22 protein-coding genes are annotated in these 25,093 nt (G+C 67.7%); 13 read left to right on the forward strand and 9 right to left on the reverse strand.

Features of this window, described 5'->3' with window-relative positions; all coding sequences use genetic code 11:
* The first annotated feature begins 160 nt into the window (after nucleotides 1-160).
* Entirely contained in the window at nucleotides 161-907 is a 747-nt protein-coding gene (gene yaaA, locus BST13_RS27915) for a peroxide stress protein YaaA (protein ID WP_083167956.1), read from the forward strand.
* 10 nt (nucleotides 908-917) lie between these two features.
* On the opposite strand, the gene BST13_RS27920 is transcribed toward yaaA, so the two are convergent.
* Nucleotides 918-1,937 (reverse strand): alpha/beta fold hydrolase, encoded by a 1,020-nt coding sequence (locus tag BST13_RS27920; protein ID WP_425437063.1) that lies wholly within the window; start codon nucleotides 1,935-1,937, stop codon nucleotides 918-920.
* A 417-nt stretch (nucleotides 1,938-2,354) separates the two neighbouring features.
* Here BST13_RS27920 and BST13_RS27925 point away from each other — a divergent pair, with 417 nt between their 5' ends.
* Nucleotides 2,355-2,777 carry a hypothetical protein gene (locus BST13_RS27925; RefSeq protein WP_245839836.1) on the forward strand — a complete coding sequence of 141 codons (423 nt, stop codon included), beginning with the start codon at nucleotides 2,355-2,357 and terminating at the stop codon, nucleotides 2,775-2,777.
* A 463-nt stretch (nucleotides 2,778-3,240) separates the two neighbouring features.
* On the forward strand, nucleotides 3,241-4,632 hold the full coding sequence (locus tag BST13_RS27930; protein WP_083167958.1) for a pyridoxal phosphate-dependent decarboxylase family protein: 1,392 nt from the start codon (nucleotides 3,241-3,243) through the stop codon (nucleotides 4,630-4,632).
* A 10-nt stretch (nucleotides 4,633-4,642) separates the two neighbouring features.
* Here BST13_RS27930 and BST13_RS27935 read toward each other — a convergent pair whose 3' ends face one another.
* Nucleotides 4,643-5,380 (reverse strand): MmyB family transcriptional regulator, encoded by a 738-nt coding sequence (locus BST13_RS27935; protein WP_211296199.1) that lies wholly within the window; start codon nucleotides 5,378-5,380, stop codon nucleotides 4,643-4,645.
* Nucleotides 5,381-5,502: 122 nt separating this feature from the next.
* Here BST13_RS27935 and BST13_RS27940 point away from each other — a divergent pair, with 122 nt between their 5' ends.
* From BST13_RS27940 to BST13_RS27960, 5 genes are all read left to right on the forward strand, one after another.
* The gene (locus BST13_RS27940) at nucleotides 5,503-6,252 is read left to right on the forward strand and encodes an SDR family NAD(P)-dependent oxidoreductase (protein WP_083167963.1); all 750 of its coding nucleotides are present in this window, start codon (nucleotides 5,503-5,505) and stop codon (nucleotides 6,250-6,252) included.
* Between the two features lie 185 nt (nucleotides 6,253-6,437).
* Nucleotides 6,438-7,331 (forward strand): fructose bisphosphate aldolase, encoded by an 894-nt coding sequence (locus BST13_RS27945; RefSeq protein WP_083168105.1) that lies wholly within the window; start codon nucleotides 6,438-6,440, stop codon nucleotides 7,329-7,331.
* A gap of 22 nt (nucleotides 7,332-7,353) precedes the next feature.
* Nucleotides 7,354-8,280, forward strand: coding sequence for an alpha/beta fold hydrolase (locus BST13_RS27950; RefSeq protein ID WP_083167966.1), 927 nt, complete (start codon nucleotides 7,354-7,356; stop codon nucleotides 8,278-8,280).
* 33 nt (nucleotides 8,281-8,313) lie between these two features.
* Entirely contained in the window at nucleotides 8,314-8,955 is a 642-nt protein-coding gene (locus tag BST13_RS27955; protein WP_083168107.1) for an MBL fold metallo-hydrolase, read from the forward strand.
* Nucleotides 8,956-9,037: 82 nt separating this feature from the next.
* Entirely contained in the window at nucleotides 9,038-10,420 is a 1,383-nt protein-coding gene (locus BST13_RS27960; RefSeq protein ID WP_245839837.1) for an FAD-dependent oxidoreductase, read from the forward strand.
* A 15-nt stretch (nucleotides 10,421-10,435) separates the two neighbouring features.
* On the opposite strand, the gene BST13_RS27965 is transcribed toward BST13_RS27960, so the two are convergent.
* From BST13_RS27965 to BST13_RS27990, 6 genes are all read right to left on the reverse strand, one after another.
* Nucleotides 10,436-11,779: a pyridoxal phosphate-dependent decarboxylase family protein gene (locus tag BST13_RS27965; RefSeq protein ID WP_083168110.1), complete on the reverse strand. Its 1,344-nt coding sequence runs from the start codon at nucleotides 11,777-11,779 to the stop codon at nucleotides 10,436-10,438.
* A 121-nt stretch (nucleotides 11,780-11,900) separates the two neighbouring features.
* Nucleotides 11,901-13,184, reverse strand: coding sequence for a competence/damage-inducible protein A (locus BST13_RS27970; RefSeq protein ID WP_083168112.1), 1,284 nt, complete (start codon nucleotides 13,182-13,184; stop codon nucleotides 11,901-11,903).
* A 30-nt stretch (nucleotides 13,185-13,214) separates the two neighbouring features.
* Nucleotides 13,215-14,447, reverse strand: a complete 1,233-nt coding sequence (locus BST13_RS27975; protein ID WP_281254769.1) for an enhanced intracellular survival protein Eis — start codon at nucleotides 14,445-14,447, stop codon at nucleotides 13,215-13,217.
* A 57-nt stretch (nucleotides 14,448-14,504) separates the two neighbouring features.
* A complete protein-coding gene (locus tag BST13_RS27980; protein ID WP_083167972.1) occupies nucleotides 14,505-14,729 on the reverse strand; it encodes a hypothetical protein in 225 nt (74 codons plus the stop codon).
* Nucleotides 14,730-14,738: 9 nt separating this feature from the next.
* The gene (locus BST13_RS27985) at nucleotides 14,739-17,462 is read right to left on the reverse strand and encodes a glycoside hydrolase family 2 protein (RefSeq protein ID WP_083168115.1); all 2,724 of its coding nucleotides are present in this window, start codon (nucleotides 17,460-17,462) and stop codon (nucleotides 14,739-14,741) included.
* 153 nt (nucleotides 17,463-17,615) lie between these two features.
* Nucleotides 17,616-18,353, reverse strand: coding sequence for a glucose 1-dehydrogenase (locus BST13_RS27990; RefSeq protein ID WP_083167975.1), 738 nt, complete (start codon nucleotides 18,351-18,353; stop codon nucleotides 17,616-17,618).
* Between the two features lie 78 nt (nucleotides 18,354-18,431).
* On the opposite strand from BST13_RS27990, the gene BST13_RS27995 reads away from it, so the two are divergent.
* Entirely contained in the window at nucleotides 18,432-19,505 is a 1,074-nt protein-coding gene (locus BST13_RS27995) for an NAD(P)H-dependent amine dehydrogenase family protein (protein WP_083167977.1), read from the forward strand.
* Here BST13_RS27995 and BST13_RS28000 read toward each other — a convergent pair.
* Nucleotides 19,502-20,227, reverse strand: a complete 726-nt coding sequence (locus tag BST13_RS28000) for an HAD family hydrolase (RefSeq protein WP_083167979.1) — start codon at nucleotides 20,225-20,227, stop codon at nucleotides 19,502-19,504. The genes BST13_RS27995 and BST13_RS28000 overlap by 4 nt on opposite strands.
* Before the next feature lie 203 nt (nucleotides 20,228-20,430).
* On the opposite strand from BST13_RS28000, the gene BST13_RS28005 reads away from it, so the two are divergent.
* The 4 genes from BST13_RS28005 to BST13_RS28020 all read left to right on the forward strand — a co-directional run bounded on the left by BST13_RS28005 (nucleotide 20,431) and on the right by BST13_RS28020 (nucleotide 25,086).
* A complete protein-coding gene (locus BST13_RS28005; RefSeq protein ID WP_083167982.1) occupies nucleotides 20,431-21,561 on the forward strand; it encodes a nitronate monooxygenase in 1,131 nt (376 codons plus the stop codon).
* Nucleotides 21,562-21,602: 41 nt separating this feature from the next.
* Nucleotides 21,603-21,980 carry a hypothetical protein gene (locus tag BST13_RS28010; protein WP_083168117.1) on the forward strand — a complete coding sequence of 126 codons (378 nt, stop codon included), beginning with the start codon at nucleotides 21,603-21,605 and terminating at the stop codon, nucleotides 21,978-21,980.
* Between the two features lie 261 nt (nucleotides 21,981-22,241).
* Complete coding sequence (locus BST13_RS28015) at nucleotides 22,242-22,808, forward strand: TetR/AcrR family transcriptional regulator (RefSeq protein ID WP_083168120.1); 567 nt, start codon at nucleotides 22,242-22,244, stop codon at nucleotides 22,806-22,808.
* A 25-nt stretch (nucleotides 22,809-22,833) separates the two neighbouring features.
* The gene (locus BST13_RS28020) at nucleotides 22,834-25,086 is read left to right on the forward strand and encodes a molybdopterin-dependent oxidoreductase (protein WP_083167985.1); all 2,253 of its coding nucleotides are present in this window, start codon (nucleotides 22,834-22,836) and stop codon (nucleotides 25,084-25,086) included.
* The last annotated feature ends 7 nt before the right edge of the window (nucleotides 25,087-25,093 follow it).

The raw sequence follows: 25,093 nt of genomic DNA on the forward strand, positions 1-25,093 counted from the left end.
GGAAACTCGCGTCGCCCCGATGGAATTTCGATGACGCGACCTACGCGCGCCCGACGCGCCGCCGGCGGACCCCTTCGCTCCGCCCATGCCGGTCTGACCTGACGCGAGTCACACTGATCGGAGCGCTGAGGAGCACGACCTCTGAGCTAACGTCGCCCTGGTGATCGTGCTCCTGCCTCCTTCGGAGACCAAGCGCGCCGGCGGAGATGGCCCGCCGCTGCGCCTGGACCAACTCAGCTCTGAGGCCCTCACGCCGCTACGAGAAGAGCTCGTGGACCAACTGATCGACCTGTCCGCCGACCTGTCTGCGAGCCGCAAGGCCCTGGGGCTCTCGGCCAAGCAGGACGCCGAGATCGAGCGCAATGCCGAACTGCGCTCGGCCCCGACGCTGCCGGCGATCCACCGCTATACCGGCGTGCTGTACGACGCACTCGACATCGGCTCGTTGCGCGGCACCGCCGCCGAGCGGGCGCGGGCCCGGCTCGCCGTCGGGTCGGCATTGTTCGGCTTACTGCGTGCCGACGATCCGGTGCCCGCATACCGGCTGTCGGCGAGCTCGAAACTGCCCGGGCAACCGGGGCTGAGCACCCGCTGGCGTCCGGTGCTGGAACCTGTGCTCGCCGAGTTGTCCGACCAGCAACTGATCGTCGACCTGCGATCGGGCTCCTACGCCGGACTCGGCCGCATACCCGGCGCGGTCCGCGTACAGGTGCTCGCCGAGCACGCCGACGGACACCGCACCGTGGTCAGCCATTTCAACAAGGCGCACAAAGGCCGCCTGGCGCGGGTCCTGGCGAGTTCCCGATCCGAGCCGGGCGACGCCGCAGCTGTGGCAGCGGTCGCCCGTAGGGCCGACATGCACGTCGAACGTGACGGTGACGAGCTGACCGTCGTCGTGCCTGCCTGACCCGTACGCGCTAGGCGAGTTTGCCGACTTGCACGATGCTGTCGGCGAATTCGCTCGGCGCCTCCTGCGGAACGTTGTGCCCGATGCCGTCCAATATGCGGTGGGTATACTTGCCCGTGAACTGCCCGCGATAGGCGGCACCGTCCTTGTTGGGTCCGTCGAAATCGCTGCCGATCGTGATGGTCGGCACCGAAATCGGCGGCCGCGCAGCGAGTTTGCGCTCCAGATCGGCATACTGCGGCTCCCCCGGTGCCAGCTCGAGCCGCCAGCGGTAATTGTCGATGACGATGTCGACATGGTCGGGATTGTCGAAGGCGGCGGCCGTGCGCGCGTAGGTCGCGTCATCGAAATTCCATCGGGGCGACGCGAGTTTCCAGATCAGCTTGTTGAAGTCGAAGGTGTTCTGGCGGTAGCCGGCAACGCCCCGGTCGGTGGCGAAATAGTACTGATACCACCAGCCGTGCTCGGCCTCCGGTGACAGCGGTTTCTGATTGGCCTCGAGATTGACGATCAGATAGCCGCTCACCGCAACCAGGCCCGCGCAGCGCTGCGGCCATATCGCCGCGACGATGGCCGCCGTGCGGGCGCCCCAGTCGAATCCACCGAGGATCGCCTGCGGGATGTGCAGAGCGTCCATGAAATCGACGACATCGGTGGCCAGTGCGCCCTGCTGCGCGTTGCGCCGCGTGCTGGCCGACAGGAATCGGGTAGAACCGTAGCCGCGTGCGAACGGCACGATCACGCGGTAGCCCTGTGCGGCGAGCGTGGGCGCCACATCGGCATAACTGTGGATGTCGTACGGCCAGCCGTGCAGCAGGATCACCGGTTGGCCGTCGGGCGGACCCAGTTCCCCGTAGCCGACGTCGAGCAACCCTGCATCGACCTGCTTGAGCGGACCGAGGGAGGTATGCCCTTGGGCCGCAGATGTGGTCGGAGTGGCCGCGGTCGGCGACGACGAGCACGCTGCCACCGTCGCCCCCGCCGCCACGGCCACCAGGCCCATCGAAAGATTGCGCCTGCTGATCACCATCGGACCCCTCTCCTGGGCACAGGCCCAGCATTACCGGAGGTTGATCATATTGGCGCTGCAGCATTTTCGCCGCCACGCCGATGCCTGCCCCCACGCGAGCACCCGTTGGCCCGCCTACGAGACCCAGATCCACCCGCGTGTTCCGACGCTCACCGTCGATCAGCCGTGGTCGAATGGGGCTGTCACATCACCATTTTCACGGGAGCGAGCTTGGCCACCCCAGCACAGACTGCCCCGCCGTCTCTCCGGCAGCGGCCCCGGACCGCAGGACGGCACCGCAAACCGCGGCAGCGCCGATGGCGGCCGGTCGGCATCGGCATCGCGGCCGCTGCCGTCGTCGCAGCCGCCCTCGGCGCCGGCACAGTATCGACACCTTTGACGAAACCACTGACGGGAGAACCGCAACCGCTCGCAGAGGTGAGAACGCCTGTCACGCAGCCTGCATCACCACGCAAACAGGACGCGGCACAACCTCTCGGTGCGCCTGCGACCGCGGCTTTCCGGTTCGACCAGCAGGGCTTCGTCGGCTCACCGGCCCGCTGCGAGAGCACCGAGACCGCCAGGGCGATCGGCCGCACCGAACGCTCGCTGGTGGTGATCTGCCAGGACCGCAGCGGCGCGTTGCAGTACCACGGCGTCCGGCTGAGCGATGCCGCAGCGTTGGCGGCCGCCGCCGCTACCGCGCCAGATCGGCGGTTCGTCGCACGCAGCCGCGGCGTGAGCTATGCGGTGTCGCCCAGCGAGTTGGTCGTGACCACCGGCACGAGCCTGATCAAGCAGGAACGCATGCTCGAGTACCGCGAAATCTTGTCGTCCCCTGTGGTGGTGGCACCCAGGTAGCCTTCCAGTCGAGCCGCACCCATTTGCCAGGCGATGACCCGGCTACGGCCGCACTCATCCCACAGCTAACCAACAGGCAACGAGCCAGAGTCTTTGCGACCGCGGATGGTGGCGGGGGTTCCCCGCAGCCGAGGCGATCAGACCCCTCGTACTGATCGCCTCGACGTCCCCAAATCTTTGGACATCCGAAGCCGCCCTGTCAAGGGTAGAGTCCACATCGTTGCCATATTGCCAGGTCAGCGCGCCGACACAGATACCGATACCAGCGGTTTCGGCTTGTTCGTGCCCATACGTGACAACCGCGGGCAAACACCGGTGGATGCCGCGCGTCGAGGCAGCCCCTTCACATGAGGTGGCTAATATCACGAGAACATCTCGACACCTCTTCAGAGGTTGCTGCCCAAATTCTCGGCGGGTACGTCGAGCAGCGACGGTCCGAGCTCCGACCCCGTATGGTCGGGCCATGTCGACCGAGACCCCCACCCGCACGGCCGGATTGCGAACAGCGCTTGCTCACGCCGAGGCATTCCTGTCCGGTCTCGATGACCGCCCAGTCGCGGCCAGGGGCGATGCGTCGACCGTGCGCGCGGTCCTCGGTGGCCCGCTACCCGCCGACGGCGAGGATCCCGTCGCCGTCGTCGACACATTGGCCGCCGGAGCGGAGTCCGGACTGGTCGCCACCGCCGGGCCGCGCCACTTCGGCTTCGTCATCGGCGGGGCGCTGCCTGCCGCGCTCGCGGCCGACTGGCTCGCATCGGCGTGGGACCAGAACGCGGCGTATCACTCGCTCTCCCCCGCGGCCGCGGCCATCGAGGAGATCACCGCGGGCTGGCTGCTCGACGTGTTCGGATTATCGTCCGAGGCCAGCGTCGGATTCGTCACCGGCGCTCAGGGGGCGAACACGACGTGCCTGGCCGCAGCCCGGCATGCCGTGCTGGCGAGGGTCGGCTGGAACGTCGAACGCGACGGTTTGACCGGCGCGCCGCGGGTACGCGTGCTGTGCGGCGAACAGGCCCACGCCACCATCTACACGGCGCTACGACTGCTCGGCATGGGTGACGCCACCGCGATCCGGATCCCGGCCGACAGCCAGGGCCGCATGGACCCCGACGCCTTGGTGCGAGTTCTCGCCGACGACGCCGGGCCCACGGTCGTCTGCGCTCAGGCCGGCAACGTCTCGACGGGTTCGTTCGACCCGTTCGACCACATTGCCGACGCTTGCGCAGCGCACCGGGCCTGGCTGCACGTCGACGGCGCGTTCGGGCTGTGGGCGGCTGCCGCACCTGCCATCCGGCACCTCACGCAGGGGGTCCAGCGAGCCGACTCCTGGGCCGTCGATGCTCACAAGTGGCTCAACGTGCCCTACGACAGTGCGATGGCGATCGTGGCCGACTCCGACGCGCACCTCGCCGCGATGACGCTGGCCGGCCCCTACCTCGTCGCCGACCCGGGCCAGCGGGACGGCACCAACTACGTGCCGGAGAGCTCTCGCCGGGCCCGCGCCGTCCCCGTGTACGCGGCACTGCGTTCGCTCGGCCGCACCGGCGTGGCCGAGCTCGTCGAACGCAACTGCGCGCAGGCCCGCCGCATGGCCACCCTGCTGGCCGACATCCCCGGCGCCGAGATCCTCAACGACGTGGTGCTCAACCAGGTGCTGGTCCGGTTGCCCGGCGACGACGACGCGAACCGGCGCGCGGTCGCGGCGATCCAGGCCGACGGCACCTGCTGGCTGGGTGGCACGACGTGGCAGGACCGCTATGTTCTGCGGGTGTCCTTCTCGAACTGGGCGACCACCGACGCCGATGTGGATCGAGCCGCCGCCGCGATCCGGGCTGCTGCCGCGTTGTCGCCATAGGGCACCGGCGTCACGGACCGGCAAGCCTGGCCAGCGCATCCTCGGACGACGAGCCGGGCTCGACCGTATAGATGCCGAGCAGCTGGTCCTCGTCGCCGATCGGGTTGAAGGCCTCGTAGCCGAGCTCAAGGTCGCCGACGAGCGGGTGACGGTAGCGCTTGGTGCCGTGCCGAGGGCGGAACACATCCCGATCACGCCACCAACGTCGGAAGTCCTCATCCGACTCCGACAATTCGGCGATCAGCTCGGTCAGATCGGCATCTTGCGGATGATGACTGGCAGAGAGATTCAACATGCCCACGATCTCGCGTCCCGACTCGGCCCAGTCGATGTAGAACGCGCGAGCGGCCGCGCTCTGAAACACGTACCTGGCCAGGTTCTGCCGGTCGGTCGACACCGCATCGATCTCCACATGAAACGCCTGGCCCAGGGTATTCATCGCCAGCACGTCCAACCGGTGGTCCAGCAACACAGCGGGCACATTGCGGATGTTCGCCAACATGGCGAGCAGGCCGGGCCGCGGAGCTTCGATAGTCGTCGGCCGGGCCGGTTGTTGCTGGGGTTTGGCCAGGGCGAACAGGTGCTGCTTCTCGACGTCGTCGAGCTGTAGAGCGCGGGCGACCGCATCGAGAACCGGGCTCACGCGCACGGAACTCGCCCACGCCGGCGGCGACGCCGATGTCCAGTCCTCCATGCGGGCGAGCTCCGAGGCGATCGGAATCGACGCCGCCGCCATCGCGTCCGCCATCGGATACGCAATCTGCCAGCCGGCGGACGTCGACGTCAGCGAGATCGTCGTCAATCCGACCGCGCAGCAGCACTAGCCCGACACGCGATCCACCGAGTCAACAAACCCAGAGGAGAACGACGATGACCCAACAGTTCGCAGGAAAGACAGCCCTTGTCACCGGTGGCGGAACCGGCATCGGCCGAGCGAGTGCACTCGCATTGGCCTCACGCGGAGCTGTCGTGACCGTCGCCGGGCGCACCGAGACGACGCTGAAGGAAACGGTCCGCCTGATCGATGCGGCCGGCGGCACAGCTCGATACGTGATCGCCGACGTGACCGACGAAGCCCAGGTGGAGCTGGCGGTCGAGGCCGCCGCCGAAGACGGCCGGCTGGACCTGGCGCTCAACAACGCGGGGTACGACGGCGAGTACCAGCTGACCACCGAGTACTCGACCGCCATGCTGAATCGCATGCTCGATATCAATGTCCGCGGGATGTTGTGGTCGATGAAGTACGAGCTCCGGAAGATGATCGGCCAGGGCTCCGGCGCGATCGTGAACATGGCATCGGGAGCGGGCCTGGTGGGGGTCCCCGGGTTCACGGGCTACACCGCCACCAAAGCCGCCGACATCGCCATGACGCGGAGCTCGGCCTTGGAGGCCGCGCCGCACGGCATCCGCATCAACGCCGTGGCACCCGGGTTGGTGGAAACCGAACTGATCGCCGCATTGGACCCGGATCACCGCGAGGCGCTCAGCTCTGCCCATCCGTTGGGCCGGATAGCCCGTCCGGAGGAGATCGCCGATGCTGTGGTGTGGCTGTTGTCGGACAACGCCAGCTTCATCACCGGAGTCGCTCTGCCGGTCGACGGCGGTTACAGCGTCCCGTAGCGCTTCCAAAAGTCACCGGCCTGCCGCACCAGGGGCAGGCCGGTGCACCCGGGCGACTCCGATTTGACCGCCCCGCGCACACTGTGACCAGGCGACGGCCCGCCGCGCAGGCAGCGCCGAATATCCTTTAGTCGAATTCGAGCGAACGCCGAGACAGGTACGTCTTCGAAAGTGTGGGCAACCCGATGGTGAACCAGCAGCAGGCCGACAAGATGACGTCAGGGAGAGGATTCATCGCGGCGCTCGATCAGAGCGGCGGCTCGACTCCCAAGGCCCTGCGCCTGTACGGGATCGAGGACAGCGCGTACTCGTCGGAGGACGAGATGTTCGATCTGATGCACCAGATGCGGGCACGCATCGTCACCTCACCGGTGTTCGGCGGCGACCGAGTGCTCGCGGCAATCCTCTTCGAGCAGACCATGGACCGCGCCATCGGCGGCAAGCCGTCCGCCGCCTACCTGTGGGAGGACAAGGGCGTGGTGCCGCTGCTCAAGATCGACAAGGGCCTGGCCGAGACGACCGACGGCGTTCAGTTGATGAAGCCCATTCCGGGTCTCGACGCGCTGCTCGCCCGCGGGGTGCAGAACGGCATCTTCGGCACCAAGGCACGTTCGGTGATCGGCGCGGCCGATCCGGTCGGCGTCGCAGCAGCCGTGGCCCAGCAGTTCGAGCTCGGTTCGCAGGTGTTGGCACACGGCCTCGTCCCCATCCTCGAGGCCGAGGTGACGATCTCGATCGCCGACAAGGCCGAGGCCGAAAACCTGCTGCGCGACGAAATCGCCAAGAACCTCGAGACGCTGCCCCAGGGCCAGCGCGTGATGCTCAAACTCACCTTGCCGAGCGTGGCCAACCACTACGAGGTGTTCGTGGAGCACCCCAAGGTGATGCGGGTCGTCGCGCTTTCCGGCGGATATTCGCGCAGCGAGGCCAACGCCCTGCTGGCGCAGAACACCGGGGTGATCGCCAGCTTCAGCCGGGCCCTGACCGAGGGGCTCTCGGCGCAGCAGTCCGACGAAGAGTTCAACGCCACGCTCGACGCCTCGATCCAGTCGATCTACGACGCCTCGGTCGCGGGCTGACGCCGGCCAGAAAGATACGCACATGGTCATCTCTATCGCCCGCCCCAAGCTGGAGGGCAACATCGCCGTCGGCGACGACCGGCAGATCGGATTCGCCGAATTCGGGGATCCGCAGGGGCGGGCGGTGTTCTGGCTGCACGGCACGCCCGGCGCCCGACGGCAGATCCCGACCGAAGCCCGGATGTACGCCGAGCAGAACAACATTCGGCTGATCGGGGTCGACCGGCCGGGCATCGGCTCCTCCACGCCGCACCAGTACGACCGGGTGCTCGATTTCGGTGACGATCTGCAAACCATCGCCGACACGCTCGGTATCGACAAGATGGCGGTCGTCGGGCTGTCCGGTGGTGGGCCCTACACCCTGGCGTGCGCGGCCGCCATGCCCGACCGGGTGACCGCCGCAGGCGTACTCGGCGGGGTGGCCCCGCTGGTGGGCCCCGACGGCATCCACAGCGGTCTGATGGATCTCGGCGCCACTGTGGCGCCGCTCCTGCAGGTTGCGGGCATGCCGATCCGGTTGGCGGCGTCCGGGCTGATCCGGCTGATCCGCCCGGTGGCGTCCCCGGCCCTGGAGATCTACGCCCGGATGTCCCCCGAGGGCGACCGCCGGATGCTGGGCCGCCCGGAGTTCAAGGCGATGTTCCTCGACGACCTCCTCAACGGCAGCCGCAAGCAACTGGCTGCGCCGTTCTACGACATCGTCGTGTTCACCCGCGACTGGGGCTTCCGGCTGGATGAGATCACTGTGCCGGTGCGGTGGTGGCACGGCGACCATGACCACATCGTCCCGTTCGCCCACGGCCGGCACATGGTGTCGAGACTGCGCGACGCGCAACTCACCGAGTTGCCCTACGAGAGCCATCTGGGCGGGCTTGGCTGTGCCGAGGAGATCATGCGCACCATGATCGAGGTTTGGGACTCTGCGGAAGGCACCGCACCGCAGGGTTGACCTCAACTATTGTTGAGGATGGAGGCTGTCGTCATGACCGCCTCCATCACCCAGATCCGAACCGACCTGTGGCAAACCCGAACGGACTCACCGTTTCCCGGGTTGACCACTCACGCGTACCTGTGGAAAGCCAACGGGCACAACGCGTTGTTCTACTGCCCCGCCACCGACGCCGACTTCGATGCCATCGATGAACTCGATGGCGTCGACGATCAGTACCTCTCGCATCAGGACGAAGCCGGGCCGATGCTGGCGCGTATCGCCGAGACGTTCGGCGCGCGCCTGCACGCACCGGCCGCGGAGCTGGCGACGATCGGCAGGCACGCCCACGTCGACGTTCCGGTGTCCAGCCGCCATGTCGACGCCAACGGTGTCGAGGTGATCCCGACTCCGGGCCACACCCCGGGCAGTACGAGCTATCTCGTCGACGGCAGCGACGGGCGCTATCTGTTCACCGGTGACACCATGTTCGTCAGCGCCGACGACCGGTGGTCCACCTTCGTCATTCCCGGCATCGGTGACAGCGCAGCCCTCACCGCCAGCCTGGAACTGCTCGCGACGCTGGAGCCAGACGTGGTGATCTCCAGCGCCTTCGGCGCCACCGCGGTCACCGTGCTCGGTACTCGGCGGTGGGCCGACTGCGTGGCCGAAGCCCAAGATCGCGCATTGAGGTAGCCGATTACCCTATGCACCCCCCGGCGGCCGTTCGACGATGGCTCCGAAGACCCGGTACCGCACCGGGCGACGGAGGTGTCCGATGGCCAGGATGGGCGAACACGCAGTAGTTCTCGGGTGCAGCGTCGGCGGCCTGCTCGCGGCCCGAGTGCTCGCCGACCACTTCGACGACGTCACCGTCATCGAGCGCGACACCCTGCCCGACGGCGTCGCGCAGCGGCGGGGCGTACCCCAGGGCCGTCACGTGCACGGGCTGCTGGCCAGCGGTGCGCAGGCCCTCGATGACCTGTTCCCGGGGTTCCTCGACGATCTCGTCGACGACGGCGCCGTCGTACTCGACGGTTCCGGCGTGTCCCGGGTATCGATGACCTTCGCCGGGCACCCGCTGAACCTCAACGGGCCGTTCACCAGACCCATCACGTCCTATCTGGCCACCAGACCGTTCCTGGAAGCCCATGTCCGCCAACGTGTCCGGGCGATCTCCAACGTCGAGATCCTCGACGGCCACGATGCCGTCGAGTTCATCGTCGCCGGCGCCGGACGCGTGACCGGGGTCCGGGTGGCGGCCCACGACGGAAGCAGCAACCGCGAGGTGGTCGCTGATCTGGTGGTCGACGCGACGGGCCGGGCGGCGCGGACCCCGGCTTTCCTGGAGAGCGTCGGTTATCGACGACCCATCGAACATCGCAACACCATTCACGTTGCCTACACCAGTCAGTTGTTGCACATCCCGCCCGACGCCATCGTCGAACGACTCTTCCTGATCGGGGCACGTCCGGAACTACTATGCGGCGGTGCACTTTTCGCGTGCGAAAACGACACATGGATGCTGACGCTGGTCGGCATGACCGGACTTCAACCGCCCGTCGACCGGGAAGGCATGCTCCGGTTCGCCGAGAAGTTCGCGCCCGCGGCGATGATGACCGCGCTGCGGGCGGCCGCCCCGCTGACCGAGCCTGTCACGTACCGCTACCCCGCCAGCGTGCGCCGGTTCTACGAGCGACTGTCGCAATTCCCAACGGGGCTGCTGGTTTTCGGCGACGCCATCTGCAGCTTCAACCCGGTTTACGGTCAGGGCATGTCGGTGGCCGCCCTGGAAGCACTCGCCTTACGCGACTGCCTCAACGACGGGCCACACGAGCTGGCACGCCGGTTCTTCCGGGCGGCTGCCAAACCCCTTGGCCGGGCGTGGCAGATGGCATCGGGTGCCGATCTGACGTTGCCCGACGTCGAGGGGCACCGGTCGCCGTTCATCCGGTTCACCAATCGGTACACCGAGCGCGTCTTGACCGCCGCCGAATCGGACGGCGCAGTGGCCGAGACGTTCTTGCGGGTGACCAACCTCGTCGATGCCCCCTCGGAGTTGCTGCGACCGTCGATCGTCGCGCGGGTGATGGCCGCGGCCGGACATCGCGGGCCTGCCGGATCCACGCCGCATGCGCGGGTACCCGCTCAGCCGGCCTGACGATTGACCCTTGGGTCACCGCGTCCGCTCGAGCACCTCACGTACCAGATCCATCGACGTGTCCGGATGCAGGAACGCGAAGCGCCCCACGGTCTCGCCCTCCCATTTGGTGGGCGGGATGAATGCGATCTCGTCGTCGTGCAGCTTCTGCGCCCAGGCGTCGTAATCCTCGCCCTGCCACCCGATCCGCCGAAACAGCACCACTCCCAGATCGGGCTCGCGGATGAGCTCCAGGTGTGACTCGCTGTTGATCAGCACCGCCGTCTGCCGGGCCAGCTCGGCGGCCACCTCGATGGCCTCGCGATACGCCTCGATCCCGTTGACCGCCAACGAGAACCACAACGGCAAGCCGCGGGCCCGGCGGGTCAGGTGGTAGGCGTAGTCGGTCGGGTTCCACTCGCCGTCGGAGGTGTGGATGACGTCGAGGTAGGAGGCGTCCTGCGTGTGGGTGGCCCGGGCCAGCTCCGGATTGCGGTACAGCAGCGCGCAGCAGTCGAACGGGGTGAACAACCACTTGTGTGGATCCAGGATGAACGAGTCGGCCTGTTCTATGCCGTCGTACTTCGACCGCAGCGACCGCGCGAAGATGCCCGACCCGCCGTACGCCCCGTCCACGTGGAACCACCAGCCACGCTCCTTGGCCAGGGCGCCCACACCGGCCAGATCGTCGATGATGCCCGCATTGGTGGTGCCCGAGGTACACACCACCGCGGCGATGTTTGGGGTGTCGGCGGGAACGGCGGCACGGACGGTGTCGGCGGTCAGCCGGTGCTCCGGAGTGTCCACCACCAGCGCGTCCATCTCCAGCAGGTTGAGGGTGTTGACGATCGAGGAGTGCGCGTCGGTGCCGACCACCACACTGAGCCTGCCGGTGGCGCCCTTGCTCTTGGCGGTTTCGCGGGCCGTCGCGAGCGCCGACAGATTTCCGGCCGAGCCGCCCGAGACGAAACAGCCACCGGCTGTTGCCGGCAGACCCGCCTCGTCGGCGATGAGCCGCAGCACGGTGTTCTCCGCGGCGATGGCTCCCGATGCTTCCAGCCAGGAGATGCCCTGGATCGACGCGCAGGACACCAGCATGTCGAACAGGAGGCTGGCCTTCGTCGGCGCGGCCGGTATGAAGCCGAGGAAGCGCGGACTGTCCGCCGAGATGATGCTCGGCGCGATCACCGAGCTGTAGACGCCGAGCACCTCGTCGGGATGCCGCGGCGTCTCACGGATCAGTCCGTCGAGGCGACGGTAGAGCTCATCGGCCGACAGCGACCCCTTGTCCAGGGGCACCGGGTTCATCCGCAATCGGTTCTCGGCGTACGCCAGAACACTGCGAACAGTCTGTTCGGTGGTGTCGTCGACACTATGCATCGCCACAACTGCCTCCATCGCCGGTACGGATCCTGCACGGAGTCTGTCAGCCCGCATGACGGACGGCGCCGTTTTCGCCGGGCCAGTTGTGCGGGCCGGCGCGGCGCGCATGCGACGCCGGTTACTGTGCGCCGCCGCCTTGTAACGCCCGCCGCAACATGTGCATCGCCACGGTGGTCGAGCGCTCCCGGATGTCGGTGCGGTCGCCCGGCAGCCGGACGGTGCGGGTGACCGGATCCCCGCCGGCGAGTTGCACCGCGAAGCACACCGTGCCGACCGGCTTGTCAGCGCTCCCGCCGCCCGGACCTGCGATCCCGGTGATCGCCACCGCAGTGTCGGCTTCGAAGCCGGCCAGCACCCCGGTGGCCATGGCGGCGGCCACCGGCTCCGAGACGGCTCCGTGCTCGGCCAGCAGCGCTTCATCGACCTGCAGCAGTTCGGTTTTGGCCTCGTTGGCGTAGGCGACCACACCGCCTGCGACATAGGCCGAGGAGCCCGCGCGTTCGGTCAGCCGCGCTGCCAGCAAGCCCGCGGTGCACGATTCCGCCGTCGCCACGCGGCGACCGGCGAGCAGCGCGGCCAGCTGCTCGTCGACCGTGGCGCCGTCCTCCGAGTAGAGGGTGTTGGCGTGCCGATCGCGCAGCAGCGCTACGAGTTCGGCGTACGTGTGCGCCGCCGCAGGTTCGTAGCGGGTGACGATTTCCAGTTCGCCGCGGCGCAGGCACGTGGTGATCTCCAGATCGCCGAACCCGGCGATGGCGTGCTCGGCTTCCCGCAGGGTTTCCGCCAGGCCGGATTCGGCGAGCCCGAACATGCGCAGCGTCTCCTGCCGGTAGACGGTGCGCTGCGCGATCGCTTCCTGGGCGGCCTCCGTCGCGATGGCCGCAGACCACATCGGTTGCAGTTCGCGCGGCGGGCCCGGCAGGACGATCACGGTCGGTGTTCCGGGCACCACGACGCCGGGGGCGGTACCGACCGGGTCGAGGACCTCAGCGCCGACGGGCACCAGGGCCTGCTTACGGTTGGCCGCCCGCACGGCCTCGAAGTCGGCCTCCGAGAAGACCCCGCGCCCCGCCATGAGCCGACGCAGGATCCCCGCGATCCGCTCCTCCATCTCGGTGTCCAAAACCAGTTCGCGACCACAGAATTCGGCGACGGTGGCCACGGTCAGGTCGTCCGCTGTGGGGCCGAGCCCGCCGCTGGTGACGATCAGGTCCACCCCTTCAGCGGCCAGAAACCTCAGCTGCGCGGCGATGTCGCGGGGACGGTCACCGCAGATGGTGATGTGGGCGAGTTCGACACCCAGCTCGAGCAACCGGTCGGCGATCCACGGCCCGTTGCGGTCCTGAACCCGTCCGGTGAGAACTTCGGTTCCGGTCACCACGATGCCTGCGCGTGCACTCACACCGCTGCACATTACGCAGCCGCACTCGGGTCAGAAGCCGTAACCCAGTTGAGCGGGCACCGCATCGGCGAATGCGGCGCTGAGCCGACGGATCAGGGCAGAGTCGTTACTCCGCAACCGGTTTGCCGTCGCGAATCCTTCGGCACGGTACCCACCGAGGTACAGGCTGCCCAGCACGTCGTGGTCGAGCGTGATGTCGGCCAGTGCGTCGGTGGGCGTACACCGAGCGCGTCCGTCGCGGATCTGCAACGCGAATCGTCCACCGTCGGCCCCAGCTTGTCCTCCTCGCGTGGGGGTACGGAAACCGTCGACGACCTCCAGCACGACGTCCAGATCCTCCTGATAGCTGCGCGCTTCGAGGGCCGCCGGGATGTCCATGATGCGCAGCCACAGATCATCGGTGCTGTTGGTCACCCGAACCAACCTCGGATTGGTCAGCAGCTGCGGCAGCACGTCGTCGGGGTGGGTCCAGATGCTGACCTTCTCCATGAGATCCATGCCGAGCAGCGCGCGCCAGAGCGCCACCCGCGCGTCGGTGGTGGCGGCAGCGAACTCCCAGACGCGAATGGTCATGGGATCGTTGCCGTGCACGCGGTAGAGCACGTAGCCGTCGGGATGCAGGAACGCGAACAGTTCCGAGCAACCGTCGCGGGTGCTCTCCCGGTCGGCAAGCAGGTCGTCCCACAGCGCGCTCGGGCGCTGCAAACCGCCCGGTGTCTGCAGCCGCCAACGGTCGTAGATCTCGGCGAAGACGTCGCGGTGGTCGGCCGGTTTGACCAATCGCACGCCACCGGGGTCGGCGACGGACGCGTGGAACTGCGCGAAACGGCGATCGACCGTGATCAACTGCTTGCTGGTTGCCGGGCCGTAACCGAACCGGCCGTAGATGCCGCCTTCGCTCGCTGTCAGCCCGGCGATGGGTAGAGCGGCATCGGCGATGCGCCGGTGCAGCTCGGTGTACATCATCCGCAGGATCCCGCGCCTGCGGTGCGTCGGTGCCACGGCGACGAAACTGATGCCGGCCGTCGGCAGCACCGCACCACCGGGCACGGTGAGCGACAGGTTCAGGTAGAAGCACTGTCCGACGACGTCGTCGCCGTCGCGCACCACCAGCGCGGCGTCGTTGGACGTCAGGGTGCGCCAGGCCGCCAGCGAATCCGGGTGCCCGATCTCTCCGAACGCGGTGCCACCGAGCAGCGCCATCGCCGCCCAATCGGCATCGGTGCTCGGGGCCAGAATCAGATCAGTGGTCGGGGCACTCACAAATCTCGACAGTGCCACATGGCCGCTGACCGTCGCGACTGATTTTCGCGGTGGCGCTCAGCGCTTGAGCCAGCCGCTCACGGTCGCCAGGTCGCGCGTATAGGTGCCCATGATGTCGTCCTGGAATCGGCTGGCACCGCTGATCGCGTTCGAACCCTGCCAGATCACCCGGATCCGGTCGTTGCCGCGCTGGTAGACGTCGACCCGGTCGAGATCGCGGCGCGCCCAGCCGCTGGACTCGGCTACCTGGGACAGATCGCGGCGCTCATCGGTTGTGGTCATCAGGCGATCCTATCGGCGCGTGGACTGGTCGATGGGCACGGTCACCGGCGCGGAGTTGTACCCGGTCACCCGTACCCAGTTGGCCTGGGGTTCTCCTCCGCTGATCGTGCCGGTCAAGACCACGGTTTCGCCGGGGTAGACCGTGACGTAGTTGTCGGAGTACTCGATGGGCAGGATCTCGTCACCATCGTGGGTGTCGGTGACCTCGGCCCGGTCGAAGAAGGCGATCTGCCGGCTGGGGTTGTGCAGCCGGATCGCCACCACGGTGCGATCGGGTCCGGCCGTACGCGAGGCGCTGACCTCCAGGGGCGCGGGTGGCATCGTGTTGAGCGGGGTCATGTCAGCCCAACTGGTCTGCGCCAGGTCGAACGCCTGGTCGTTCATCGGGTTGCCGACGTCGTCGCGCTGCTGGGACTGCCAGTAGGTGTTCTCCGTGACCACATCGCCCGAGGCATCCAGCAGTTCGGCGCGCACGAAGAACACCCGGGAGTCGCGGACCACGTGCGGCACCGCCAAGGCCTGCACAGCTCCGCCGGACGGTACCGAGATGGTGTCCGTGGTCCGGTCGTCCCGCACGCGCCCGGCCAGGTCGTAGGTACGCACCCGCACGTGCAGGCCGTGCTGGTCGGACGGCGTCTGGTTGACGACCGTGACGTTGCCCGTGTTGTGGTCACCGGTGGCGAACGAGTCGAACACCACCGACAGCGGTCGCAGGCCCTTCTTCGCGCCGAAGTAGGCGCCGCCGGGCCGTAGGTAGTAGTCGAAGAGATGCCCGAAGAACGACGGCCAGTGGCTGTTGAGCATCCAGTAGATCGTCATCTTGTGGTTCGCCCAGCCCATCGCCGCGAACGCCTCGAACTGGGCACGGGTGGACTCGTAGTGGGCCAGCTGCGCCTTGCGGGCGAATTCCTCCGCGTTGGGCGACGAGCCGTACCGTCGCACCACCGCCGTGCGAATGCTCTCCAGCGAGTTGTTGCTGGGGTTGGCCCCGGCGTGGAAGTACCAGGTGTCGTTGATCGGCCAGAGCTTGTCTGGCGGCAGGAACTTCCGCAGGCTCGCGAACGGCGGGATGTTCTCGTTGTCACCCTGCTCGGCATTGGATCCGCGGGTCGCCTGATACCCGCCGCTGAACCAGTAGCTGGGTGGGCGCCACGTGTACGGGCCAGCCATGTGGATGCCGTCCCAGTCGGGCTGACCGTCGCCGTCGCGGGCCAGTGACGACACCGTGTCGACGACGGCGTTCGGCCAGTGCAGCTCGGCCAGGATGCCGTGGTACGCGTCGAGCACCGACTGCGGCGGTTTGCCGTCACTGCCGTTGGCCCAGATGAACGCCGACGGGTGACCACGCAAGGTCAGCAGCTGCGAGCGCAGGCTCTCGTCGGCGACGCGATGGTCCTCGGCGTCCCACTGCGACCACTTCTCCCACTGGTTGCAGCACATCCAGCCGTACATCAGCGGGATGCCCAGCTCGTCGGCCCGCTGGATGATGTTGTCGCCGGGGAACTTTCCCTCCAGCCGCAGCATGTTCAAACCCATGTCGCGGACGTAGCCGAGGATGGCGTCCTCGCGCTGCGGGTCGTACCGGAACAGCAGATCAGGGGTGTAGGCCGCGCCGCGGACCAGCAGATCCTTGCCGTTGACGGTGAGATAGAAGCTGCCACCGCGGCCCAGGTCCGGGTACTGCTCGTCGTCGTCGCGATGCTGGGTGATGGTCCGGATGCCGAACCGCGAGTCGTCGGTGTCGGTGGCCCGGCCGTACTGCCGGAACTCCAGGTGCAGGTTGTAGAGGTTCGGTTCGCCCATGGTGTACGGCCACCACAGATCCGGGTGGTGCACCGTCAGCGCGGCGTACGAGTCGGGATCGAACTTCACCTCACGGCGCTCCCCCGCGCCCAGGGTGACCGGTTGATCGAGGGTGATGTCCGGCTTGCCTGCCCGGCTGATCGTCGCGCGCACCACACCGCGCAGCGTCGTCGACGACGTGTTGCGGACGTCGCTGTACACGGTGAGCCTGGCCGTGTCGGTCGATGGCAGGGGCAGCTCGGTGGTCACCATCGGATCGCTGACCACACCTGTTCCGGAGAAGCTCAGATACACCGGCTTGAAGATGCCCGCGTTGCGGTCGGCGACAAAGGAATTGCCGCGCAGCGGGTTCTTGCCCGGCCCCTGGTAGCCGATGCGGTTCCAGTTGATCCAGTCCCACCAGCTGTCGGCGAGCTCGACGCCGTTGATGTCCTGCAGGGCCTGCTCGGGGGTGACCTTGACGGCCAGGGTGTTCTGACCGCCCTGGTTGAGCCACGGCGTCACGTCGAGTTCGTGGGCGGTGTACATGCCGACCACCTCGGAGCTGCCCGCGATCTGCCTGCCGTTGAGCCACACTTCGGCGCGGTAGTTGATGCCGGGGAATTCGACGCGATAGCTCGCGCTGCCTGCCGGTGCCGTGAAGGTGGTCCGGTACCACCAGTCCTGGCGGTACAGATCGTCGGGAACGTTGGCCAGGTTCTCGCCGTAGTAGAGGTTCGGATAGGTGCCGTCGTCTTCCAGCGCCTGCAGCACCGTCGCGGGCATGTGCTCCACCTCATGCCAGCGGTCCCCGCGGAAGCCGGTCGTGGAGATCTCGGCTCCCCCAGCCCGCACGTCGCGCGCCGAGGTCAGCTGCCATCCTGCCGACAGCTCGACGCGGCCCGACGGCGGCTCGGGCCGGGCGAACACGGGCAGGTCGGTGACACACACCGACAGCAACAGCAGCGTGACGACGACACCCGCGATGAGCGGGCCGACGCGACGTTTCGGGCTGGAAATGGGTGGCTCCTCGGGACCGATGCGGCGGGCGGCCGCCCGGTCATTCTGCCGTGAAGCACGCCCGGCCGCGCGGCCGGTGCACCCTCAGAGCTTGTGCGGGACGTCGTTGACCAAGCCCCCGTCCATGACGAACTCGGCGCCTGTGGCGTACCGGGATTCGTCGCTGGCGAGGAACACCACGAAGCTGGAGACCTCTTCGGGTTGCCCCGGCCGGCCCAGCGGGATGGTGAGCATGTCCTCGGGGAAGTGCTCGGTCATCGGGGTCCGGATGAAGCCGGGGTGAATCGAGTTCACCCGGATCTGCTTGGCGCCCAGTTCCAGCGCGGCCGATTTCGTCAGGCCGCCCACCGCCCACTTGGATGCGACGTACGGGTGCACCATGGCGGCGCCGCGCAGTCCCTCGATCGACGACACGTTGATGATCGATCCGCCGCCCGCGGCTTTCATGGCCTTGACGCAGGCCTGCATGCCCAGGAACGTCCCGGTGAGGTTGACGTCGATGACCTTCTGCCACTGCGTCATGTCGAACTTGCCGATCTGGCCGAGGGCGACGATGCCCGCGTTGTTCACCAGCACGTTGAGCAAGCCGAACTCGTCGGTCGCGGTCGCGACGGCCGCCGCCCACTGATCAGCGTCGGTGACGTCGAGGTGGACGTAGCGCACGGCGTCGCCGAGTTGGGCGGCCACGGCCTTGCCTTCGTCGTCGAGGATGTCCCCGATGACGACCTTGGCGCCTTCGGCCACCAGCGCGCGGGCGTGCTCGGCGCCCATGCCGCGAGCGCCGCCACTGATCAGTGCAACTTTTCCGTCAACCCGTCCCATGACGGCTGAGGCTACCGCCTGAGAGACCAAATTAGAACCTGTTCCAATTCGTGCGTCAAGTCGGCATACTTCGATCCCATGGCCATCCGCGTCGCGCACATCGGTACCGGCAACGTGGGCAGGCTGGCGCTGGCCGGGCTGCTGACCAATCCGCGTTACGAACTCACCTCGCTGTGCGTCTCGACCGCGGCGAAAGTCGGCAAGGACGCGGGCGCGCTTGCCGGGCTGGACTTTTCGACGGGCGTCGCCGCGGTTGACGATCTCGACGCGGTGATCGCCGCCAAACCGGACTGCGCCGTGTACTGCGCGATGGGCGACACCCGTGGACCGGACGCGATCGCCGACGTGGTGCGGCTCCTCGCAGCAGGCATCAATGTCGTCGGCTCGGCGCCCGTCGTGCTGCAGTACCCGTGGCATCTCATGCCGCGCAAGTACATTGCGGGCATCGAGGAGGCCGCCGAGGCCGGCGGGGCGAGCCTGTTCATCACCGGCGTCGACCCCGGCTTCGCCAACGACCTGATCCCGTTCGCACTGGCCGGTACGTGCCAGAGCATCCAACAGGTGCGCTGCATGGAGATCGCCGACTACGCCACCTACGACGGCGTGACGGTGATGTTCGACGTGATGGGCTTCGGCAAGCCACTCGACGAAACGCCGTTGCTGTTGGCGCCCGGCGTGCTCAGCATCGCGTGGGGCACCTCGATCCGGCAGCTCGCGGCCGGCTTGGACATCGAGATCGACGACATCACGGAGGTGTGCGAAAGGGAGCCCGCACCAGAGTCTTTCGACGTCGCCGCGGGTCACATCGCCGCAGGCACGGTGGCGGCCATGCGCTTCGAGATCCGGGGCATGGTCAACGGTGCGCCAGTGATCGTGATCGAGCACGTCACCCGGCTGCGTGAGGATCTGCGACCGGATTGGCCGCAGCCCGCCCAGCCGGGCGGCTCGTACCGCGTCGAGATCGTCGGGGAGCCGTCCTACGCCGTCGACATCTGCCCCAGCAGCCGCAAGGGCGACCACAACCACGCCGCGATCGTCGCGGCGGCAGGCCGCATCGTCAACGCGATACCCGACGTGGTGGCAGCGCCTCCCGGGATCCGCACGACCCTGGATATGCCGCTGGTGACCGGTAAGGGGCTCTTCGGGCTCTAGCGCGCCCGCTGCACCGTCAGCACCGGCCAATCGCGCTCGACGGCCACCGCGGCCAGGCCCGGCCGGGGATTCACCGGCCGGGGATGGCCCACCAGCCGCATCAGCGCGCCGTCCTCGCCGCCGTCGGCGTAGAAGTAGCTGCGATCCAGCTCGACATCCTTGTCTTCGCAAAACCGTTGCACCGCATCGGCTTTGCGGGCACCCCAGACAATGGGCCGGATCACGTTTCCGGTCAGCAGGCCCTGGCCGTCGGTCTCGAAGTGATTGCACAGCACGTGATCGATGCCGAGATGACGCGCGACCGGCTCAGCGTGGATGGTCAGCGCCGACGAGCTCATCACCACGGTGTGGCCGCGCCCCTGGTGGCGCCGGACCACCTCGCGCATGTGGGGGTAGACGCGGTCGAGGATGTGCCGGGTGAACAGCTGCTCCCCCAACGCGTCGAGTTCCTGCAGCGACTCGCCCCGCAGATAGCCCGCGGCCCGCACGATCAACCGCTCGAAGGGCATGCGGCCCAGCCGGTAGCGCACCGAGGCTTCGATGATCCCGAGGATCTCCCCGACGGCGGCCTGCCGGTTGCGGATCCGGTGCCCCGCGTGGGCCGTGGCGGTGAACCCGTCGACGAGCGTCCCGTCCAGGTCGAAGAACGCCCCCACGCGTGCGCCGCCTGGCCCGTCGCCGATTTCGGCCAGGGATTCGGGTGGCGACAATGTGCGGCCCATGCCAGCAAGTAGACCAAGCCGAGCCGCACTCCGCTAATCCTTAATGGATCATCCATGTTCCCCGACGACACCCCGTCGGCGGTTACAGCGGGACGTTTTACCCGGGTCCTGGCCCGCAGCGGCGCGCCGGAGTACTAAACTAGAACACGTTTCAGTCGAACTCGACCATGACTTCGCACACGCCCCCGTTTGGAGGAGTCCGCATGCACACCGCACTCTGCGACGAACTCGGTATCGAATTTCCGATCTTCGCCTTCACCCACTGCCGCGATGTCGTGGTGGCCGTGTCCAAGGCCGGCGGATTCGGCGTCCTCGGCGCGGTCGGCTTCACCCCTGAGCAACTGGAGATCGAGCTCAACTGGATCGACGAGCACATCGGCGACCATCCGTACGGCGTCGACATCGTGATCCCGAACAAGTACGAAGGCATGGACACCAACATGTCCGCGGACGAGCTGAAAACCATGCTGCAGTCGCTGGTTCCGCAAGAGCACCTCGACTTCGCCCGCAAGATCCTCGCCGACCACGGCGTGCCCGTCGAGCACAGCGACGACGACGCCCTGCAACTGCTCGGCTGGACCGAGGCCACCGCGACACCGCAGGTGCAGGTGGCGTTGCGGCACCCGAAGATGACGCTGATCGCCAACGCGCTCGGCACGCCGCCGGCCGACATGATCAAGCACATCCACGACGAGGGCCGCAAGGTCGCGGCACTGTGCGGCTCCCCCTCGCAGGCGCGCAAGCACGCCGATGCGGGGGTCGACATCATCATCGCCCAGGGCGGCGAGGCCGGCGGGCACAGCGGTGAGGTCGGCTCGATCGTGCTGTGGCCGCAGGTGGTCAAGGAAGTCGCCCCGGTGCCGGTGCTCGCCGCAGGCGGGATCGGCAGCGGCCAGCAGATCGCCGCCGCGCTGGCGCTCGGCGCGCAGGGCGCGTGGACGGGATCCCAGTGGGTCATGGTCGAGGAATCCGAACACACCGACGTGCAGCACGCCGCTTATGCCAAGGCCACCAGCCGCGACACCGTCCGCAGCCGGTCCTTCACCGGCAAGCCGGCCCGCATGCTGCGTAACGACTGGACCGACGCCTGGGAGAACCCGGACAACCCGAAGCCGCTCGGAATGCCGTTGCAGTACATGGTGTCCGGCATGGCGGTTGCCGCCACACACAAATACCCCAACGAGAGCGTCGACGTCGCGTTCAACCCGGTGGGCCAGGTCGTCGGGCAGTTCACCAAGGTGGAGAAGACCTCTGCGGTCATCGAACGTTGGGTGCAGGAGTATCTGGAGGCCACCGGCCGGCTCAACGAACTCAACGAGGCTGCCGGCGTGTGATCGAGGCCGCCGCGGGCGGGTTCCTCCTGGCCGTCCTGTGGATGGACCTCATCTTCGATGCGCAGGTCCTGCGTCACCGCGGGACCGCTGAGCTGCCCGAACCAGTGCTGGCATCGGTTGCGGGCTACTACCACCGGGCCACCACCACGTCGCGCCCGATGAGTCTCCTGATCGCGGCCGTCATGGTGATCCTGTTGGCGGCATTGACTTTTCACGCTTTGAGCGGGAGCAGCCCGGGCTGGTTGGTCGCCACGTGCGTGGCGCTCGCAGGCGGCCCGACCGCGCTCGCGCTGCTGCGCACCGTGCCCAACGCCGCGGCTCTGGGCCACCGCACCGACAACCCGGCCGAGCAGACTCGGCTGGCCCGCTCCATATGCCGTGACCATCTGCTGTCTCTGACCGGCCTACCGCGAGCGTGAACCCTCTGCGAGTCTGAGCGCCGGATTTCGCAGACATTTCACACTCGTGGAGACGAATTCAGTCCAGCCCACCTGACCAGCGACGGCATCGCTGATAGCCGGGCACGGCGGTGTCTGCCATCGTCGCGCCTACAAACCGCCAAAATGCGACAGCCACCAGGTGGCTGCAATTCCCGGCATTGACCGACCTGATCCAGAGCAGGTCTGGTCTACGCCCGCCTGGCTATGTATGGTTGCATACATAATCAGGAAGGCGGCAACGTGACCACACCCCGCGAACGCATGGTGGCCTCTGCGGCGCTGCTGATTCGCGAGCGCGGCGCACATCCGACGGCAATCGCCGATGTGTTGCAGCACAGCGGTGCGCCACGCGGCTCGGCATACCACTACTTCCCCGGCGGACGCACCCAATTGCTGTGCGAAGCAATCGATTACGCAGGCGATCAGATCGCGGCGCGCATCGACAAGGCGGACAGTGCCGCCGCGCTGCTCGACGGCATGATCGCCGGCTTCCGCAAGCAGCTGCTCAACAGCGACTTCCGCGCCGGGTGTCCCGTCGTCGCCGTCGCCGTGGAGGCAGGCGATCCGGACCAGGGCGACTCACCGGTCCAGGAGCGCGCCGCCGCGGCGTTTCGCCGGTGGACTGCCCAGATCGAAGCGCGCCTGCACGACGACGGTGTGGCGGCCGACCGTGCCGAAGAACTCGCCGCGCTCATCATCAGCTCGATCGAAGGCGCGGTCGTCATCGCCCGCGCGACCCGCGACGTCAAGCCGCTGGACCTGATCCACCGTCAATTGCGCGAGCAACTGGCGGCAGCAATCCGCTGAGCCCTACCACCCGAAGGACACCGCCATGACGGTCGACCAATGGCAGCCCACCGCATGCATCTTGTGCGAATGCAACTGCGGCATCGTGGTTCAGACCGAGGGGAGGGCCATCACCAAGATCCGCGGCGACAAGGATCACCCGGCGTCACAGGGCTACACCTGCAACAAGGCGCTGCGGCTCGACCACTACCAGAGCAGCACCAATCGGTTGACCTCGCCGCTGCGGCGCAGGCCAGACGGATCATATGAAGAGATCGACTGGGACACAGCCATTTCCGAGATCGCAGGCCGGTTCCTCGAGATTCGCGACAGCCACGGCGGCGACAAGATCTTCTACTACGGCGGCGGCGGTCAAGGTAATCACCTCGGTGGCGCGTACAGCGGGGCGTTCCTCAAGGCCATCGGCTCGCGGTACCGGTCAAACGCCTTGGCACAGGAGAAGACCGGTGAGGCCTGGGTCGATGCATACCTGTACGGCGGACACACCCGGGGCGAGTTCGAACACGCCGAGGTCGCGGTGTTCGTCGGCAAGAACCCGTGGATGTCACAGAGTTTCCCGCGGGCCCGGGTGGTGCTCAACGAGATCGCCAAGGATCCGGCCCGCGCGATGATCGTGATCGACCCGGTCATCACCGACACCGCCCGGATGGCCGACTTCCACCTGCGGGTACGACCAGGCACCGACGCGTGGTGCCTGGCCGCCATGGCTGCCGTGCTGGTTCAGGAAAATCTGTGCGACGAGACCTTTTTGGCGACACACGTCAACGGCGTCGATGCGGTCCGTGAGGTGCTGCGGCAGGTGCCGGTCGGTGAGTACGCGGCCCGCTGCGGTGTCGACGAGACCCTGCTGCGCCAGGCGGTGCGCCGTATCGCGGCAGCCGACAGCGTCGCGGTGTTCGAGGATCTCGGCATTCAGCAGGCCCCCAACAGCACGTTGTGCTCGTACCTCAACAAGATGCTCTGGATCCTCACCGGGAATTTCGCCAAACGCGGTGGGCAGCATTTGCATTCGTCCTTCGCCCCGTTGTTCGGTTCGGGCGGCGTCGGCCGCAGCCCGGTCACCGGCGCCCCGGTGATCGCAGGCCTGGTGCCGTCGAACGTGGTGCCGCAGGAGATCCTCACCGATCATCCCGACCGGTTCCGCGCGATGATCGTGGAGAGCAGCAATCCGGCGCACTCCGTCGCCGACTCGGCAGCGGTGCGGGCGGCGTTGCAGTCACTGGAACTGCTGGTGGTGATCGACGTCGCCATGACAGAGACGGCACGCCTGGCGCACTACGTGCTTCCCGCGGCGAACCAGTTCGAGAAGGCCGAAGCGACGTTCTTCAATCTCGAGTTCCCGCACAACACCTTTCACCTGCGTCACCGGCTGTTCGAACCGCTGCCGGGCACCCTGCCCGAGCCGGAGATCTGGGCCCGGCTGGTCCGAGCCATCGGCGTGGTCGACGACGCGGAACTGCAGCCGCTGCGGCGCGCCGCGCGCGACGGGCTGGACGCCTACGCCGCAGCGTTTCTCGCGGCGGTAGGAGCCAATCCCGCACTGGGCCGGGTGCTTCCGTACGTGCTCTACGAGACGCTGGGGTCGACGCTGCCGGACGGCCTTGCCGGCGCCGCCGCGCTGTGGGGCCTGGCGCAGAAGACCGCCATGTCATACCCGGATGCCGTGCGCCGGGCCGGGCATGCTGACGGCAACGCGCTGTTCGAGGCCATCCTCGCCGGCCGGTCCGGGCTGACCTTCACCGTGCACGAGTATCAGGACGACTTCGACCTGATCAGCCACGCCGATCACAAGATCGCGCTGGACATGCCCGAAATGCTCGATGCCGTAAGGGCTTTGCCGACCATGCCGGCGGCGCTGACCAACGCCGAGTTCCCGCTGGTCCTTTCCGCCGGGGAGCGGCGGGCCTACACCGCCAACGACATCTTCCGCGACCCCGGCTGGCGCAAGCGGGACACCCAGGGCGCGTTACGGATCAGCGTCGAGGATGCCCGCGACATCGGCCTGAGCGACGGTGACCGGGCCAGGATCACCACCGCGACGGGTAGCGCCGACGCGACCGTGGAGGTCAGCGACACGATGCTGCCCGGGCACGTCTCGCTACCGAACGGATTCGGTCTGGATTACACCGATGCCGAAGGTCGAGCGGTGACACCGGGAGTGGCTCCCAACGAACTCACCGCGACGCAGTGGCGCGACGAATACGCGGGCACACCGTGGCACAAGCACGTACCCGCCAGGGTCGAACGCGTCCCGGTGGTCAGCGCGCCCGCGAGCTGAGCCCGCG

It is taken from the genome of Mycobacterium aquaticum (assembly GCF_002086485.1).
GTDB lineage: Bacteria > Actinomycetota > Actinomycetes > Mycobacteriales > Mycobacteriaceae > Mycobacterium > Mycobacterium aquaticum.